This window comes from Microbacterium sp. 2RAF4 (genome assembly GCF_052115285.1).
GTDB lineage: Bacteria > Actinomycetota > Actinomycetes > Actinomycetales > Microbacteriaceae > Microbacterium > Microbacterium oxydans.
Genome location: NZ_JBFRGI010000002.1, coordinates 62,281 through 79,408 on the forward strand (window position 1 = coordinate 62,281; position 17,128 = coordinate 79,408).

Consider the following 17,128-nt stretch of genomic DNA (forward strand, 5'->3'; position numbering starts at 1 on the left):
CCTCGGGTCGCCTGCGCGGCGGTAGCGTCGAACGGTGAGTCTTCTCTTCTCCCCGCTGACCATCCGTTCCGTCACTGTGCGCAACCGCCTCTGGGTGTCGCCGATGTGCATGTACAGCGCCGTCGACGGCGTGGCGCAGGAGTGGCATCACACCCACCTCGCGCAGTTCGCATCCGGCGGCGCCGGGCTCATCATCGCCGAGGCGACCGCCGTCGTCCCCGATGGGCGGATCTCGCCACGCGACCTGGGGCTGTGGAACGACGAGCAGCGCGACGCGCTCGCCCCGATCGTCCAGGCGATCCACGATCGGGGATCGCACGCGGGCATCCAACTCGCCCACGCCGGTCGCAAGGCCTCGACGTGGTGGCCCTGGGCTCCCGAACGAGGTACTGTGCCGCCCGCTGAGGGTGGATGGACCACATCCGCGCCGTCCGCCATCGCGTACGAAGGCTTCGACACCCCGCTCGCCCTCGATGCGGCAGGCATCGACCGCGTGGTGGAGGCCTTCGCCGATGCAGCTCGTCGCGCGGTCGCCGCGGGGTTCGACGTGCTGGAGATCCACGGAGCGCATGGCTACCTCCTCCACCAGTTCCTCTCCCCGCTGTCCAACCACCGTGAAGACGAATACGGTGGCTCGCTCGAGAACCGCGCCCGCCTGCTGCTGCGCGTGGTCGACGCCGTCCGCGATGCCGCCGGCGCCGACGTGCCGCTGTTCGTCCGCATCTCCGCCACCGACCACGCGGACGGCGGCTTCGCGCCGGAAGAGGCGGCGACCGTCGGCGACTGGGCGGCGCAGCACGGTGCAGACCTGATCGACGTATCGAGCGGTGGCCTCGTGGCGCACCAGCGGATCAGCGTGTTCCCCGGGTATCAGGTGCCCCTCGCCGAGGGAGTGCGTCAGGGGGGCCGGATCCCGGTCTCCGCTGTGGGACTCATCACGGCGGCCGCTCAGGCGGAGCAGGTGCTCGCCGATGGCGCCGCCGACGCGATCTTCGCAGGGCGCGAATGGCTGCGCGACCCGCATTTCGCCCTCCGCGCCGCGCATGAGCTCGACGCCGAGATCACCTGGCCACCGCAGTACGAGCGCGCCCGTCCCCGCTGAGCGCCGAACGACGAAGGCCGCCGATCCGTGCAGGATCCGGCGGCCTTCGTCGTGCGGTGGAGGATCAGCGTCCTCGGAAGCGTCGTGTCGCGTCCTGCACCTCGCCGACCAGCTCTTCCAGGATGTCCTCGAGGAACAGGACAGCAGTGGTGTTCCCCTCTGCGTCCCGCACCTTGGCCAGGTGCCGGCCCGCGCGGCGCATGACCGCGAGGGCGTCCTCGAGGTCGGTGTTCTCCTGGACGGGCACCATGTGGTGGATGCGCTTGGCCGGGACCGGCTGGATCATCTTGGTCTCGGCGTCCGCTCCCTCGGACGCCCGCAGGATGTCCTTGAGGTGCACGTAGCCGATCGGAACCGACTCCTCGTCGACGATCACGTAACGCGAGAACCCGTAGCGGGCGACCGCCTTCTCGATGTCGTCCGGCGTCGTCGACTGCGGAAGAGTGACCAGATCGCTCAGGGGCACAGCGACATCCCTGGCTTTCTTGTCGGTGAACTCGACGGCGGCGGCGACGGTTCCCGCCGTGTCCATGAGCACGCCCTCGCGCCGCGACTGGCTGACGATGGTCGCTACCTCTTCGAGCGTGAACGTGGATGCCGCTTCATTCTTCGGCTCGACGCGGAACAGGCGCAGCACGCCGTTCGCCGCCGCGTTGAGCACCCAGATCACGGGCATGAAGACCTTCGACACCCAGACCAGCGGCGGGGCGAGGATCAGCACGGCGCGGTCCGGTACGGAGAAGGCGAGGTTCTTCGGCACCATCTCGCCGAACACCACGTGCAGGAACGAGACGACCAGCAGCGCGACCGTGAACGACACGGCATCGACCGCGCCGTCCGGCCACCCCAGCGCGTGCAACGGCACCGACAGCAGGTGGTGGATGGCCGGCTCCGACACGTTCAGGATGAGCAGCGAGCAGATCGTGATGCCGAGCTGCGAGGTCGCGAGCATCAGAGTGGCATGCTCCATCGCGTACAGGGCCGTCTTCGCTGCACGCGAGCCCTGATCTGCGCGCGGCTCGATCTGCGATCTTCTGGCCGAGATCACGGCGAACTCGCCGCCGACGAAGAACGCGTTCGCGACCAGGAGCACGACGAGCCAGGCGAGTCCTCCCCAGTCGCTCATCGGGTCACCTCCTCATCGACAGCGAGCGGTCTCGGTACGTAGCGCACCCGATCGACACGCCGACCGTCCATGCGCACGACCTGGAGCGTGCCGGTGTCGAGCTCGACCTCGTCGCCGACAGACGGAACCCGTTCGAGCACACTCATGACGTAGCCGCCGACAGTGTCGTAGACGTCGCCCTCCGGCACCTCCACACCGGCGCGACGACGCAGCTCGTCCGGTCGGAGCTCCCCGGGGAACGTGATGCCCTCGCGGTTGCGGATCACTCCGGCCCTGGTCCGATCGTGCTCGTCGGCGACCTCACCCACGAGTTCTTCGACGAGGTCTTCGAGAGTCACCAGACCGGCCGTGCCACCGTACTCGTCGACGACGACGGCCAGTTGGTACCCGCGCGCGCGCAGCTCGGCGATCAGCGCGTCGACGTGCACGGTCTCCGGTACCCGGAGCGGTTCCGTCGCCAGCGCTCCGGCAGGAACCTCGGTCCGACGCTCTCGAGGCACGGAGATGGCCGCCTTGAGGTGGACGACACCGGTGATGTCGTCCAGGTCGTCGTCGTACACCGGGAAACGGCTGTGCCCGGTGCGTCGGGCGAGCTGGATGACGTCGTCGGCGGAGTCTCCGGCGGCGATCGCATGCATGCTCGGACGCGCTGTCATCACATCGGCGGCGGTCAGCCGCGCGAAGGTGAGCGTGCGGTCGAGGAGGGTCGCGGTGTCAGCCTCCAGCAGACCGGCGCTGGCGGAACGGCGCACGAGAGAGGAGAGCTCCTCCGCGCTCCGAGCCCCCGAGAGCTCCTCCTTCGGCTCGATGCCCATGCTGCGCAGCACGCCGTTCGCACTGCCGTTGAGCACCACGACGGCCGGCTTGAACACGGTCGTGAAGGCGATCTGGAACGGGATCACGAGCTTCGCGGTGGCCAGAGGCAGCGCGAGGGCGAAGTTCTTGGGGACGAGCTCGCCGAGGATCATCGAGAGCACCGTCGCCACCAGCATCGCCACGACGGTCGCGATCGGGGTGACGGCCGCCTCGGGGATGCTCCAGGCGATGAACGTCGGACGCAGCAGGTTCGACAGCGCAGGCTCCATCGTGTACCCGGTGAGCAGGGTGGTCAGCGTGATCCCGAGCTGCGCCGCGGAGAGATGGGTCGACGTGTGCCTGAGGGCGCTGATGGTGAGGGAGAGCCGCGACTCGCCTCTCGCCTGCCTGGCCTCGAGTTCCGCGCGATCGAGGTTCACGAGGGCGAACTCGCTCGCGACGAAGAGGCCGGTGCCGACCGTGAGCAGGAGCCCCACGCCCAACATGATGTAGTCCATCAGAGGTTCCTCTCCTGTGAGAGAGGCGGACAGTGGGGCGATGTTCTACAACTGGGAGGGTCGTCCATTATGCCGACGATTGTACCCAACGCGACCTGTATGCGCGCAACGATCACCAGCTGACCGGAAGCGCCTTGCCCTCTTCGTAGCCGGCCGCCGACTGCAGCCCCACGACGGCGCGGTCATGGAACTCCGGGACCGATGCGGCCCCGGCGTAGGTGAACGAGGAGCGCACCCCCGAGGTGATCATGTCGAGGAGATCCTCCACGCCCGGCCGGAGCGGGTCGAGGTAGATCTTCGATGAGGAGATCCCCTCAGCGAACAGCTCCTTACGTGCACGCTCGTAGGCGTCGAGCCTGCCGAAGCGGGCCTGGACCGCCTTGGTCGACGCCATGCCCCACGACTCCTTGAACAGGCGCCCTTCCGCATCGCGCTGCAACTCGCCCGGAGCTTCGATCGTCCCCGCGAACCACGAACCGACCATGACGGAGGCGGCACCTGCGGCGAGGGCCAGGGCGACATCGCGGGGGTAGCGCACTCCCCCGTCGGCCCAGACGTGCGCGCCGAGCTCCCGCGCCGCCTGCGCCGTCTCGAGCACAGCGGAGAACTGCGGGCGGCCGACCGCGGTCATCATGCGGGTGGTGCACATCGCGCCGGGACCCACGCCGACCTTGAGGATCGACGCACCGGCGTCCACCAGGTCGGCCACGCCGTCCGCAGTGACGATGTTGCCCGCGACGACGGGAAGACCGAGGTCGAGCTCGGCGACGGCGCGCAGCGCTCGCAGCATGCCCTCCTGGTGCCCGTGGGCCGTGTCCACCACCAGCACGTCGACGCCGGCGGCGGCGAGGGCCTTGGCCTTGGCCGCGACGTCGCCGTTGATGCCGACCGCAGCGGCGACGGCGAGGCGCCCGTCGGCGTCGACCGCCGGGCGGTACAGCGTCGAACGAAGCGCACTGCGAGCGCTCAGTGTGCCGACGAGGTGCCCGTGGTGCACGACGGTGACCATCTCGACGCCCGCGTCGGTGATGACGTCGAAGGCGTGCCGCTCTGAGCCGATGTCGTCCGCGTCGATCGATGGCGTGCCGCGATGCACCAGGTCACCCAGCTGCGCATCGGGGAGCGCGGTCGCCAGCCTGGTCGCTGGCAGGATGCCGAGGATCCGGTCGACGTCGATGGGGGCAGCGCCGCGGGCGACGACGATGCCGTGGCCGCTGGTCGCCGGCAGCAGGCGGAGCGCGTCTGCGGCCGAGGCTTCCGGGGGCAGCACGATCGGCGTGTCCCAGAGGACGGGCTGCGACTTCACCTCGCGGATCGCGGCATCGAGTTCCTGCAGAGGGAGATCCTGAGGCAGCACGCCGAGAGCGCCACGCCGAGCGAGCACCGCGGCGATGCGCGGACCCGTCACGGAGTTCATGTTGGCCGCGACCAGCGGCAGTGTCGCCGGCGTGCCGTCCTGCGGCGCCAGATCGACCTGGAGACGGCTGGTGACCGCGGATCTGCGGGGTACCAGGAACACGTCGGAGTAGGTCAGATCGACGGTCGGCTGCGCTCCAGAGAACTTCATGTTTCCACGGTACCCAGATCGCGACGCGGTGGGCGCTCGGCTTCGACGATTCCCCAAGGGAAACACGTTAGGCTTGTTGGTCGAGAGTGTGCGGGCCCGAACGCATCCTGCGTCGACGTCCGCACCAGAGAGCTTCAGCGATGAAAGAGGGCGATCGAGAGTGTCGAACCAGGTGACCGGCGTCAACGGCGACGGGGGGTTCGGAGCCAATTCCTGGCTCGTTGAAGAGCTCTACGAGCAGTTCAAGGTGAACCGCGACTCCGTCGACAAGGAGTGGTGGCCCATCCTGGAGAAGTACCACTCCGAGACGGCGTCCGGCGCTCCCGCCGCAGCGTCCGACGCGCCGGCCCAGGCTGCGCACCCCGTGACGGCACCGATCCCCGTGATCGGTTCCCAGCCCGTCGCGCGCACCACCGCCAAGCCCGCCGCAGCCGCCCCCATCCCCGCCCAGGCCCCGAAGCCCGCCGCGAAGTCGGAGTCCAAGGAGGCTCCCGCTCCCGCCGAAGAGGACAAGGTCACGCCGCTGCGCGGTCTGCCGAAGACCCTCGCAGCGAACATGGACGAGTCGCTCACCGTGCCGACCGCCACGAGCGTGCGCACCGTGCCGGCGAAGCTGATGATCGACAACCGCATCGTCATCAACAACCACATGGCTCGCACCCGCGGCGGCAAGGTCAGCTTCACCCACCTCATCGGCTGGGCGCTCATCCGCACCCTCGACGAGTTCCGCAGCCAGAACGTGTTCTACGCAGAGGTCGACGGCAAGCCCTCGGTGGTCGCGCCGGCGCACGTCAATCTGGGCATCGCGATCGACCTCCCCAAGCCCGACGGCACACGCGCCCTCATGGTGCCCAGCATCAAGCGCGCCGACACCCTAACCTTCACCGAGTACCTCTCCGCGTACGAAGACCTGGTCACACGTGCTCGGGGCAACAAGCTGACCGCCGCCGACTTCCAGGGCACCACGGTGTCGCTCACCAACCCCGGCGGAATCGGCACCGTGCACTCGGTGCCGCGCCTCATGAAGGGCCAGGGCTGCATCATCGGCGCCGGCGCCCTCGAGTACCCGGCCGAGTTCCAGGGCGCGAGCGAGAAGACGCTCAACGAGCTGGCGATCGGCAAGACGATCACGCTCACGAGCACCTACGACCACCGCGTCATCCAGGGAGCCGGCTCCGGCGAGTTCCTGAAGAAGGTGCACGAGCTGCTCATCGGGCAGCGCGGCTTCTACGACGACATCTTCGCGGCGCTCCGCATCCCCTACGCACCGATCCGGTGGAACCCCGATATCGCGGTCGACCTCGCCGAGCGCGTCGACAAGCAGTCCCGCGTGCAGGAGCTCATCAACTCGTTCCGTGTGCGCGGTCACCTGATGGCCGACATCGACCCGCTCGAGTACGTGCAGCGTTCGCACCCGGACCTGGAGATCGAGAGCCACGGCCTCACCTTCTGGGACCTCGACCGCGAGTTCGTCACCGGCGGATTCGGCGGACGACGCATCGCGAAGCTCCGCGACATCCTCGGGGTGCTGCGCGACTCGTACTGCCGCACGCTGGGCATCGAGTACATGCACATCCAGGACCCGGAGCAGCGCCGCTGGTTCCAGGAGAAGGTGGAGGTCAAGTACCAGAAGCCCGGCCACGACGAGCAGCTGCGGGTCCTCCGCAAGCTCAACGAGGCCGAGGCATTCGAGACCTTCCTGCAGACCAAGTTCGTCGGCCAGAAGCGCTTCTCCCTCGAGGGCGGCGAGTCGCTGATCCCGCTGCTCGACGAGATCCTGCAGGGCGCGGCCACGGCAGGCCTCGAAGGGGCTGCGATCGGCATGGCCCACCGCGGTCGCCTGAACGTGCTCACGAACATCGCCGGCAAGACCTACGGTCAGGTCTTCCGCGAGTTCGAGGGCACGCAGACGCCAGGCAACCAGCGCGGCTCCGGCGACGTGAAGTACCACCTCGGGACCGAGGGCACCTTCGTCGCGGATGACAAGTCGGAGCTTCCCGTCTACCTCGCCGCCAACCCCTCGCACCTCGAGACGGTCGACGGTGTGCTTGAGGGCATCGTCCGCGCCAAGCAGGACCGCAAGCCCATCGGCACGTTCGCGTGGCTGCCCATCCTCGTGCACGGCGACGCGGCTTTCGCCGGCCAGGGCGTCGTGGTCGAGACGCTGCAGATGTCGCAGCTGCGCGGATACCGCACCGGTGGCACGATCCACGTCGTGGTGAACAACCAGGTCGGCTTCACCACCACCCCGAACGACGGGCGCACGTCGATCTACTCGACGGACGTCGCGAAGACGATCCAGGCGCCGGTGTTCCATGTGAACGGCGACGACCCCGAAGCCGTCATCCACGTCGCCCAGCTGGCGTTCGAGTACCGCGAGCGCTTCCACCGCGATGTCGTGATCGACCTGGTCTGCTACCGCCGACGCGGCCACAACGAGGGAGACGACCCCTCGATGACGCAGCCCCTGATGACCGACCTCATCCAGGCGAAGCGCTCCGTCCGCCGGCTGTACACCGAGTCGCTCGTCGGCCGCGGTGACATCACCGAGCAGGAGTACGACGAGGCCAAGGCCGACTTCCAGAACCGACTGGAGATAGCCTTCGCCGAGACGCACGCAGCCGAGACCGGAGCCCTCCCCGTCGCACCGGAGACGCCGCCCGTCGAGGACCAGGTCGGCGCACCGGAGGTCACCGGCGTGCCGAGCGAGGTCATCCAGATGATCGGCGATGCCTTCGTGAACAAGCCCGAGGGCTTCACGGTGCACCCGAAGATCCAGCAGCTGCTCGAGAAGCGCCTCGACATGAGTCGCAACGGAGCCATCGACTGGGGCTTCGGCGAGCTGCTCGCCTTCGGCTCGCTCCTCGTGGAGGGCACCCCGGTCCGCCTGGCCGGGCAGGATGCACGGCGCGGCACGTTCGTGCAGCGTCACGCGACCCTGCACGACCGCGCGAACGGGCAGGAATGGCTGCCCCTGTCCAACCTCTCCGACGCCCAGGGACGCTTCTTCGTGTACGACTCGCTGCTGAGCGAGTACGCGGCTCTCGGCTTCGAGTACGGCTACTCGGTCGAGGCCCCCGAGGCGCTCGTGCTCTGGGAGGCGCAGTTCGGCGACTTCGTCAACGGCGCCCAGTCCGTCATCGACGAGTACATCTCGGCGGCCGAGCAGAAGTGGGGGCAGCAGTCCAGCGTGACCCTGCTCCTCCCCCACGGCTACGAGGGTCAGGGACCGGATCACTCGTCCGCGCGCATCGAGCGGTTCCTGCAGATGTGCGCGCAGGACAACATGATCGTGTCGCGCCCGTCGACTCCGGCCTCGTACTTCCACCTGCTGCGTCGCCAGGCCTACGCCCGTCCGCGCAAGCCGTTGATCGTGTTCACCCCGAAGGCCATGCTGCGTCTGCGTGGAGCGACCAGCCCCGTCGAGGCATTCACCCAGGGTCGGTTCGAGCCTGTGCTCGACGACGACCGCGGCCTCGACCGCGCAGCCGTCAAGCGCGTGCTCGTCCACTCGGGCAAGGTGCACTGGGACCTCCGGGCCGAGCTCGAGAAGAACCCGAACCCCGAGATCGCTCTGGTCCGGCTCGAGCAGCTGTACCCGACTCCGATCGACGGTCTCAAGGCCATCACCGACTCCTACCCGAACGCCGAGCTGGTGTGGGTGCAGGAAGAGCCGGAGAACCAGGGGGCATGGCCCTTCCTCGCGCTCGCTTTCGCCGATGTGCCGGGAGACCGCTCGTTCCGTCCGGTCTCGCGTCCGGCTTCGGCCTCGCCGGCGACCGGATCCTCGAAGGTCCACGCGGCAGAGCAGGCTGCACTGATCAAGGCAGCCGTCACACTCGGCTGATCGTCGGTACGAGAAGGGGCGCCGCGACCCAGGTCGCGGCCAGTACCAGATGTCGAGGGACGGCGCCGGGAACGCGATGAAGGCTCGATCGAGGGCCTCGACCGCAGCAGCATCGGCGGCGATGCGGCCGGCGCCGTGCAGCGTCGCAGCGCGCACCCCTCCCGCGTACATGGCAGAGAGCGCGGAGACGTCGAGCGTGGCATCGACGCCTGCCGCGGAATCGGTCACCGGATCGACGGCCGCGACACCGGAGTCGTCCACGTGCAGGCGCCAGTCGCCGTTCGCGAAGCCGAGGGAGTCTTCCACCCGGATGACGGCGTCGATCGGCGCCGAGTAGCGACGGGCGGTCAGCGCGGCCGGAACATCGAGGATGCGCAGCCAGCCGTGGTCGTGCACCTCCTGCTTCACGCCGCGGGTGTCGTGCACGAGCCATGGCAGCGGGTCGTCGACCGGGCGGAGGTCGGCGACCACCTCGTCGACGAGATCGTGCTGCAGGGCGAAGCGCCAGAGCGTCGTGCGCGCGTCCGCCGTCTCGGCGACCAGCAGGCGCACGTCCATCCGGAACCGGAAGGTGCCGGCGGCCTCACCGACGGTGTAGGCCATGACGCCACGCAGCACGCCGTCTTCGTCCCGATAGCGCACCCCACGCGCCTGGTCGCGCTCCGGGGTGGGAGACACGCCCGCGTACCCCTCCCATCGACCTTGCCACCCGGGGATCTGCCCCGCAGCCCTTCCCCGTGCGCGTTCGTGCACCGTGCCGAGGTCTGCAGCGAGGGTCTCCCGGTCGACGTACTCGAGGGTGCCGAGCGGAGTCGGGCCGCTCCAGCCGGCGCGTCGGGTGTCGACCGTGTGACGTGCGACCGGGATCGCGGAGCCGAAGCCGTAGCGACCGTAGATCGTCGCCTCCGACACCGTGAGGCCCGCGATGGGCACACCGGAGGCTGCCGCAGCCCGAAGCTCGCCCTCGAGAAGCGCCCTGGCGATACCGCGACGTCGATGCGTCGCCGACACCGTGACCACGCTGATGGCCCACATGTCGATCTCGCCACCGCCGGGGACGGTGAGCGGGGTCACCCAGCCGTTGATCGTCGCGACGGGAAGGTCGGTATCGACCGCGCCCTGCTCGTACACCCCGACGTTCCGCCGCTCGGCGAAGGTCTTGCGCACCTGGGCGATCATCTCGGTGCTCGGCTCAGGACCGAGGAACCCGCGGTCGACCGCGCGCTCGAATGCCGAAGCCGTCGGGTCATCGCTCAGATCGACGACGCGATAGTCGAGACCGGCTCCGGCCAGTCGTTCCCTCGAGGTGGTGTCAGCGGGTACGTCTCTCGCATCGATGGAGGTCATCCACCCACACTACCGACGGCCTGAGACGCGGTGTCAGTGCTGGGCTGCCTGCACGGCCCGCAGCCGCGCGAACACCTGGTCGCGGAGCTCCTCGGGCGCGGTCTCCTTGCAGGCCCGAGCGATCACGTCGGTGAGGGTCGTGGCGACGAGAGCCTCATCCCGGCAGGACGGGCAGTTCTCCAGATGCTCGCGGATCTCGGTGTGCTCGGTCTTGCACACCTCGTTGCGGAGGTACTCCTCCAGATCCTGACGGGCTTTGTCGCAGCCGCAGTCGCTCATTTCTTGCTCCTCGTCTCGGCCGCGGCGATGCCCCGCTCAGCGGCGTAATCTGCCAGCAGCTCCCGCAGCATCCGCCTGCCACGGTGCAGACGGCTCATGACGGTGCCGATGGGGGTCTTCATGATGTCGGCGATCTCCTGATACGCGAAACCCTCGACATCCGCGAGATAGACCGCGAGACGGAAGTCCTCCGGCACGGCCTGCAGCGCGTCCTTGACGACGGAGGCGGGCATCCGATCGATGGCTTCCGCCTCGGCCGAGCGGCTGTGCGATGCCGTCGTCGACTCCGCTCCGCCCAGCTGCCAGTCCTCGAGCTCGTCGATCGTGCCCTGGAACGGCTCCCGCTGACGCTTGCGGTAGATGTTGATGTAGGTGTTCGTGAGGATCCGGTAGAGCCAGGCTTTGAGGTTCGTGCCCTGCGAGAACGTCGCCCAGGACCCGTAGGCCTTGACGAAGGTCTCCTGCACGAGGTCGGCGGCGTCGGCGGGATTGCGCGTCATGCGCATCGCGGCGGCGTAGAGCTGGTCCATGAACGGGAGCGCCTGCTCTTCGAACTCGCGCCGAGGGTCGCCGACGGTGTCTGCGGTTGCGGTGTCATCCATCACCGGCCAGTCTAGGCCGCTGAGGTCGATCACCTCGCGCTCCAACGTCGCCGTCATACTCGCTCCTTCGGTGGGGGTGGGAGCCTGTCGTTCGCGACGAAGCTCCCTGCGTTTACTAAGGTGAGAACCGATGAGCGCCAACAGGTATTCCCCCTCCCGCGTGCAGGGCGCCTACACCGCGCCCTCGACCGACGTGCCCGTGCACGCCGAGCTCACGATCCCCGGTTCGAAGTCCCTGACGAACCGCGAGTTGATCATCGCCTCGATCGCCGACGGTCCCGGCCGCCTGATCGCTCCTCTGCACTCGGACGACTCCGCGCGCATGGTCGACGCGCTGCGCGCCCTCGGGGTGGGCATCGAGGAAGTGGATGCCGGACATGAGTTCGGGCCCGATCTCGTCGTCACCCCTGCGAGGCTCCACGGCGGCACCACGATCGACTGCGGACAGGCCGGCACCGTCATGCGCTTCATCGCTCCACTGGCAGGGCTCGCGGAGCACGACGTGCATCTCACCGCGCACGAGACCGCCCTCCATCGGCCGATGGGCGGCCTCATCAGCGCGCTGCGCGACCTCGGGGTCGACATCGACGACGAGGGCACATGGGCTCTTCCGTTCACGATCCGCGGCCACGGGCGCATCCGCGGGGGTCGCGTCGAGATCGATGCCTCCGCATCGAGCCAGTTCGTCTCCGGACTCCTGCTCGCCGCTCCGCGTTTCGACGTGGGACTGCACCTCGTCCACACCGGCGAGCACCTGCCGAGCCTTCCGCACATCGACATGACCATCGAGGCGCTCAGCCGCCGGGGCATCCGCATCGAGCGCCCCGCCGTCGGCGAATGGCTTGTCGAGGCGGGCGTACCCCGCGCCAAGGAGATCGCGATCGAACCCGATCTCTCGAACGCCGCGCCGTTCCTCGCCGCCGCGCTCGTCACCGGCGGATCCGTGTCGATCACGGGCTGGCCTCCGCACTCGACCCAACCGGGCGCCCTCCTGCCGGAGATCCTCCAGGCGACCGGAGCGCACGTCGGACGGCACGGGGGCACGCTCACGGTGCGCGCCGGCTCCGGCATCCGCGGTCTCGACCTCGATCTCTCGGCAGCGAGCGAACTCACCCCCACACTGGTCGGCCTCGCCGCCTTCGCGGACTCCCCGACGACGATCCGCGGCATCGGACACATCCGTCTGCATGAGACCGATCGGATCGCTGCGCTCATCGGAAATCTGCGCGCCCTCGGCGGCGAGGCAGAGGAACTGCCGGACGGGCTCCGCATCATCCCGCGCCCGCTGCACGGTGGACGCTGGGCTGCTCACCACGACCACCGGATGGCCACGACCGGCGCGCTCATCGGCCTCCGTGTCCCCGACGTGGAGATCGACGACATCGGCACCACTGCGAAGACCCTCCCGGAGTTCACGATGCTCTGGGAGCGGATGCTGCGGGGCTGACGGTGAGCTGGCTCGACGACTCCGACGACCTCGAAGACGACTTCGAGGACTTCGACGAGAGCAGCATCCGCACCCGTCCGAACCCCAAGGCCAACCGACCGCGTACGAAGCGCCGTCCCGCGCACGAGGATGCGCAGGTGGGGCGAGTGCTCGGTGTGGATCGGGGTCGCTACTCCGTCCTGCTCGGGGAGGACACGGCGGAGGAACGCACGATCACCACCACACGTGCCCGCGAGTTGCGCCGAACCCCCATCGTCACGGGCGACCAGGCCCGAGTGGTCGGCGACACCTCGGGAGATGAGGGCACCCTCGCCCGCATCGTCGGCATCGTCGAACGGACCTCTCTTCTCCGACGCAGCGCGGATGACACGGACCAGGTGGAGCGGGTGATCGTCGCCAACGCGGACCAGATGCTCGTCGTCGTCGCGGCCGCCGACCCCGAACCCCGCGCGCGCCTGGTCGATCGCTATCTCGTGGCCGCACTCGACGCCGGTATCCGCCCGCTTCTCGTCGTCACGAAGACCGACATCGCCGACCCGACCGAGTTCCTCACGCATTTCGAGGGGCTGGACCTCCGGGTGTTCACGAGCTCCCAGCACGAGATGCCCGTGGAGGAGATCGGCGAGGCTCTCATCGGTCACTCCACGGTGTTCGTCGGGCACTCCGGAGTCGGCAAGTCGACACTCGTCAATGCGCTCGTTCCGACGGCACTGCGCGCCACGGGGCACGTGAACCAGGTCACGGGACGCGGCCGCCACACGTCGTCGTCGACCGTGTCCCTGCGTTATCAGGGAGCGGGTGGCACCGGCTGGGTGATCGACACTCCGGGGGTGCGCTCGTTCGGACTCGGCCACGTCGATCCGGCCAACATCCTCGCGGCCTTCACCGAGCTCGCAGCGATCGCCGAGGACTGCCCCCGAGGCTGCACCCATCTGGCCGATGCCCCCGACTGCGCGCTCATCGAGGCGGCGGAACGAGGGGAACTGGGAGAGACCGGTCGTGCGCGGCTCGACTCCCTGCAACGTCTGCTGCAGACCTTCGCAGACAAGGCGGAGCAGACGCCCGGGCGTTAGGCTGGGGGCGTGACCCAGCGCCTCGAACCAGGAACCGCCGCCCCCGACTTCTCGCTCCTCGACCAGGATGGGAACACCGTCCGCCTCGAGGATCTGCGCGGCCAGAAGACCGTGCTGTACTTCTACCCTGCCGCGATGACCCCCGGGTGCACCACGGAGGCCTGCGACTTCCGCGACAGCATCTCGTCCCTCCAGGGTGCCGGCTACCGCGTGGTCGGCATCTCGCGTGACGACCCCGCGACGCTGACGAAGTTCCGCGAGCGCGATGCCCTCACCTTCCCGCTCCTCAGCGACCCCGATCACGCGGTCCACTCCGCGTACGGTGCGTGGGGGGAGAAGATGAACTACGGCAAGCTCGTCGAGGGCGTGATCCGCTCGACCTTCGTCCTCGACGAGGACGGCACGATCGTGCTCGCGCAGTACAACGTCAAGGCCACCGGCCACGTCGCGCGACTGCGCAAGCAGCTCGGCATCGACGCCTGACCTGTCCCGTAGGCCCTCCCGAGCCTCGGAGTTCAGAGCTCAGGAGGTCACTCCGCCGCGCGCTGCGGCCCTTCGCGACGAGCGCTCGAGATCAGCAGCACGAAGCCGACCAGGCCGGGGAGCCCGACTCCGAGCGTGAACGGCCAGGAGATCGGCTGCAGGGTGAGAGAAGCCAGTGCGAGGGCCACGGCGAGCACCTGGAAGACCACTCCCCCTGAGCGCGCCCAGGACTTGCCGGAGCGCGTGCCGACCGCGAAGGCGATGAGGGCTGCGGCACCGATCAGTGTCAGGACGATGAGCGCGAGGGCGGTCGGGAGAGAGGCTGCGTCACCCGCACCGAGACCGGCGAGTTCGATCACCGCGAAGACCAGGAGCGCCACTGCCTCGAGAGCGAGGACGGCCGCCGCCGCGAGGGCGATTCCTGGTGCGCGCACGGTGTCTCCCTTGGAGCGAATGAGGAGAAAACCCTTGATTTCACGGTTTTCATGTAACAGAATAGAGAAAGTCATGTGCTCCCACAGCGGCGTGGGGCGAGCGTTCACGCTCGCATCACAATTCGCGGACATTCCGTCCGCATCTCAACAGGGTAGCGGAACCCGAACTACTACCCGAATCCGAGCGGTCGCATCGCGACATCTCTTGAAATCCACACCGAGGAGCCCCCATGGACTGGCGCGATAAGGCCGCCTGCCTGACTGTCGACCCCGAGCTTTTCTTCCCCGTGGGGAACACCGGTCCGGCTGTCGATCAGATCGAGAAGGCGAAGACCGTCTGCGCCACCTGCACGGTCACCGAGATCTGCTTGCAGTACGCCCTGGAGACCAGCCAGGACTCCGGCGTCTGGGGCGGCCTCTCCGAGGACGAGCGCCGCGCTCTCAAGCGTCGCGCCGCCCGCGCACGCCGCGCCTCCTGACCTTCCGGAAGCGGCCTGAGATCGACTCTCAGGCCGCTTCCGTCTGTCCGGCCCCTGCTGCGCTCAGCGTTCCAGCCAGCGCAGGGGGATGTCGATGACCACCTCGGTGCCGTCGCCGTCGCTCCCGTGCCACTCGATGGTGCCTCCGAGCTCGCCCTGGATCAGGGTGCGGATGATCTGCGTGCCGAGCCCCTGACCGATCCGCCCTTCCGGCAGACCGAGGCCGGTGTCGCGCACCGTCACACGGAGGTTGTCCTCTGTGCGCTTCGCGTCGATCGTCACGACACCCTCCTGTCCGGCGAGCCCATGCTCGACCGCGTTCGTGACGACCTCCGTCAGCGCGAGCGCGAGCGGGGTCGCGTACTCGCTCGGCAGCACCCCGAACCTTCCGGTCGACTGCGTCCGTGCCCGCGTGTTCGGCGCGGAGGCGACCTCGGCGACGAGCTTGAGCACACGGTGGAAGACCTCGTCGAAATCGACCTTCTGGGTGAGGCCCTGAGCGAGGGTGTCATGCACCACGGCGATCGCGTCCACGCGGCGCATGGCCTGCGTCAAGGCGTCGCGTGCCTCGTCCGAGTGCGTGCGGCGGGCCTGGATGCGCAGGAGCGAGGCGACGGTCTGCAGATTGTTCTTGACCCGGTGATGGATCTCGCGGATCGTGGCGTCCTTCGTGATGAGCTCCTGCTCCTGATGGCGGAGCTCCGACACATCACGGCACAGCACGATGGCGCCGATGCGCGTGCCATGGTCCTTGAGGGGGATGGCACGCAGGGATACCGTCACGCCGCGGGCCTCGATGTCTGTGCGCCACGGAGCGCGCCCCGTGACGACCACGGGCAGCGACTCGTCGACCTGGCGGGAGGGCGGGACGAGTCGGGTGGTGACCTCGGCCAGCGACTCCCCCTCGAGCTCATCGTCGAAGCCCATCCGGTTGAATGCGGAGAGCGCGTTCGGGCTGGCGAAGGTCGTGATCCCGTCGACATCGATGCGGATGAGGCCGTCGGAGGCGCGAGGGGCTCCTCGGCGCGGCGAGGTGGGGGCCGTCAGGTCAGGGAAGCTGCCGTCGGCGATCATGCGGAACAGATCGTTCGCACACTCGTCGAACGTGATCTGCTGTCGCGAGGGCGTGCGCACCTCGCCGAGGTTCGTGTGACGGGTGACGACGCCGATCACGGTGGACTGGGCGTCCGCTCCGCGCTTCACGGTGACGATCGGCACCGCTCGCACTCTCGTCGGCGTCTCCTCGAACCAATCAGGCGAGGAGGAATCGACGATCTCGGCGGACTCGAATGCCCCCTGCACCTGGGTGCGCCACTGGGGCCGCACCCGCTCTCCGACGATGTCGCGATAGAAGAGCGTGGCCGCACCGCTGGGCCGGGCATGCGCGACGGCGATGAACGACCCGTCCTCGGTCTGGATCCAGATCACGATGTCGGCAGAGGCGAGGTCTGCGAGAAGCTGACCGTCGCCGGCGAGTCGGTGGAGCCATTCGACATCGCTGTCGTTCAGGCACCCCTGGGCATGGGCGAGATCACTGAGGGTTGACACCTGACCAGCCTACGGTCAGATGCCTCAGAGAATCGCCAGCGAGGTCGCGCGCCACCGACGATCGATCCCCTCCAGCCGGACGGCGACCGCGCGGGTGCGTCCGGGCCCCGCCACCACGACGACCGCCTCGATCACCCCGTCGAGAGGTTCTGTGACCCGCAGCGCCCTGATCTCGAACGTCGGCCGCGCGGGCACCACCCCGCGCGCGCTGCGAGCCCTGGCGGACAGGTTCGCGCGGGTCACCAGGCTCCGGAACGCGTCTTCGCTGAGCCATCGGGCGAGCTGGTCGACCTCCCTGACTCCGGCGAGGACCTCGAGGACGCCGTGTGTGAGGCTGCGCAGAAGCGGCACGGGATCGGGAAGCTCGCTGGTCGACGTCGGCTGGGGTGCGAAGTACTCGTGCGGCATCATGACGGACTCTCGATCGGGACGGTCTGCGAGTGAGCCAGTACAGCAGCGCGTGCCCCTCATCCGGGTCGGG

The 17,128-nt window shown here is 68.7% G+C and carries 14 protein-coding genes and 1 pseudogene; 6 read left to right on the top strand and 9 right to left on the bottom strand.

The window, feature by feature from the left end; all coding sequences use genetic code 11:
• Window positions 1-34: 34 nt before the first annotated feature.
• Entirely contained in the window at window positions 35-1,102 is a 1,068-nt protein-coding gene (locus AB4070_RS04555; RefSeq protein ID WP_441979087.1) for an NADH:flavin oxidoreductase/NADH oxidase, read from the top strand.
• A 64-nt stretch (window positions 1,103-1,166) separates the two neighbouring features.
• Here AB4070_RS04555 and AB4070_RS04560 read toward each other — a convergent pair whose 3' ends face one another.
• The 3 genes from AB4070_RS04560 to AB4070_RS04570 form a co-directional block, all read right to left on the bottom strand.
• Window positions 1,167-2,228, bottom strand: coding sequence for a hemolysin family protein (locus AB4070_RS04560; protein WP_441979088.1), 1,062 nt, complete (start codon window positions 2,226-2,228; stop codon window positions 1,167-1,169).
• Window positions 2,225-3,541 carry a hemolysin family protein gene (locus AB4070_RS04565; protein ID WP_441979089.1) on the bottom strand — a complete coding sequence of 439 codons (1,317 nt, stop codon included), beginning with the start codon at window positions 3,539-3,541 and terminating at the stop codon, window positions 2,225-2,227. Before AB4070_RS04565 ends, AB4070_RS04560 begins: the two co-directional genes overlap by 4 nt.
• Window positions 3,542-3,653: 112 nt before the next feature.
• Window positions 3,654-5,108 (bottom strand): GuaB1 family IMP dehydrogenase-related protein, encoded by a 1,455-nt coding sequence (locus tag AB4070_RS04570; RefSeq protein ID WP_441979090.1) that lies wholly within the window; start codon window positions 5,106-5,108, stop codon window positions 3,654-3,656.
• A 160-nt stretch (window positions 5,109-5,268) separates the two neighbouring features.
• Here AB4070_RS04570 and AB4070_RS04575 point away from each other — a divergent pair, with 160 nt between their 5' ends.
• On the top strand, window positions 5,269-8,955 hold the full coding sequence (locus tag AB4070_RS04575; protein ID WP_441979091.1) for a multifunctional oxoglutarate decarboxylase/oxoglutarate dehydrogenase thiamine pyrophosphate-binding subunit/dihydrolipoyllysine-residue succinyltransferase subunit: 3,687 nt from the start codon (window positions 5,269-5,271) through the stop codon (window positions 8,953-8,955).
• A gap of 132 nt (window positions 8,956-9,087) precedes the next feature.
• Here AB4070_RS04575 and AB4070_RS04580 read toward each other — a convergent pair.
• The 3 genes and pseudogenes from AB4070_RS04580 to AB4070_RS04590 all read right to left on the bottom strand — a co-directional run.
• A pseudogene (locus AB4070_RS04580) lies at window positions 9,088-10,302 on the bottom strand (GNAT family N-acetyltransferase); the annotation flags it as partial.
• Between the two features lie 33 nt (window positions 10,303-10,335).
• Entirely contained in the window at window positions 10,336-10,581 is a 246-nt protein-coding gene (locus AB4070_RS04585; RefSeq protein ID WP_046749475.1) for a zf-HC2 domain-containing protein, read from the bottom strand.
• Window positions 10,578-11,240, bottom strand: coding sequence for a sigma-70 family RNA polymerase sigma factor (locus AB4070_RS04590; protein WP_046749476.1), 663 nt, complete (start codon window positions 11,238-11,240; stop codon window positions 10,578-10,580). The genes AB4070_RS04585 and AB4070_RS04590 overlap by 4 nt, the downstream gene beginning before the upstream one ends.
• Before the next feature lie 73 nt (window positions 11,241-11,313).
• On the opposite strand from AB4070_RS04590, the gene aroA reads away from it, so the two are divergent.
• Genes aroA through bcp form a run of 3 tightly spaced genes read left to right on the top strand, consistent with a single transcriptional unit; the run spans window position 11,314 to window position 14,186 of the window.
• Window positions 11,314-12,630: a 3-phosphoshikimate 1-carboxyvinyltransferase gene (gene aroA / locus AB4070_RS04595; RefSeq protein ID WP_441979092.1), complete on the top strand. Its 1,317-nt coding sequence runs from the start codon at window positions 11,314-11,316 to the stop codon at window positions 12,628-12,630.
• Between the two features lie 2 nt (window positions 12,631-12,632).
• Complete coding sequence (gene rsgA, locus AB4070_RS04600) at window positions 12,633-13,703, top strand: ribosome small subunit-dependent GTPase A (protein ID WP_441979093.1); 1,071 nt, start codon at window positions 12,633-12,635, stop codon at window positions 13,701-13,703.
• Between the two features lie 9 nt (window positions 13,704-13,712).
• Window positions 13,713-14,186, top strand: coding sequence for a thioredoxin-dependent thiol peroxidase (gene bcp / locus AB4070_RS04605; protein ID WP_058633158.1), 474 nt, complete (start codon window positions 13,713-13,715; stop codon window positions 14,184-14,186).
• Window positions 14,187-14,233: 47 nt separating this feature from the next.
• Here bcp and AB4070_RS04610 read toward each other — a convergent pair whose 3' ends face one another.
• Window positions 14,234-14,620: a hypothetical protein gene (locus AB4070_RS04610; protein WP_441979094.1), complete on the bottom strand. Its 387-nt coding sequence runs from the start codon at window positions 14,618-14,620 to the stop codon at window positions 14,234-14,236.
• A gap of 230 nt (window positions 14,621-14,850) precedes the next feature.
• Between AB4070_RS04610 and AB4070_RS04615 the strand changes: the two genes are divergently transcribed.
• Window positions 14,851-15,099 carry a WhiB family transcriptional regulator gene (locus AB4070_RS04615; protein WP_017203224.1) on the top strand — a complete coding sequence of 83 codons (249 nt, stop codon included), beginning with the start codon at window positions 14,851-14,853 and terminating at the stop codon, window positions 15,097-15,099.
• Window positions 15,100-15,162: 63 nt separating this feature from the next.
• Here the strand turns inward: AB4070_RS04615 and AB4070_RS04620 are convergent, their stop codons facing one another.
• Entirely contained in the window at window positions 15,163-16,647 is a 1,485-nt protein-coding gene (locus tag AB4070_RS04620; RefSeq protein ID WP_441979095.1) for a sensor histidine kinase, read from the bottom strand.
• 24 nt (window positions 16,648-16,671) lie between these two features.
• The gene (locus AB4070_RS04625; RefSeq protein WP_045262053.1) at window positions 16,672-17,058 is read right to left on the bottom strand and encodes an Rv3235 family protein; all 387 of its coding nucleotides are present in this window, start codon (window positions 17,056-17,058) and stop codon (window positions 16,672-16,674) included.
• Between the last annotated feature and the right edge of the window lie 70 nt (window positions 17,059-17,128).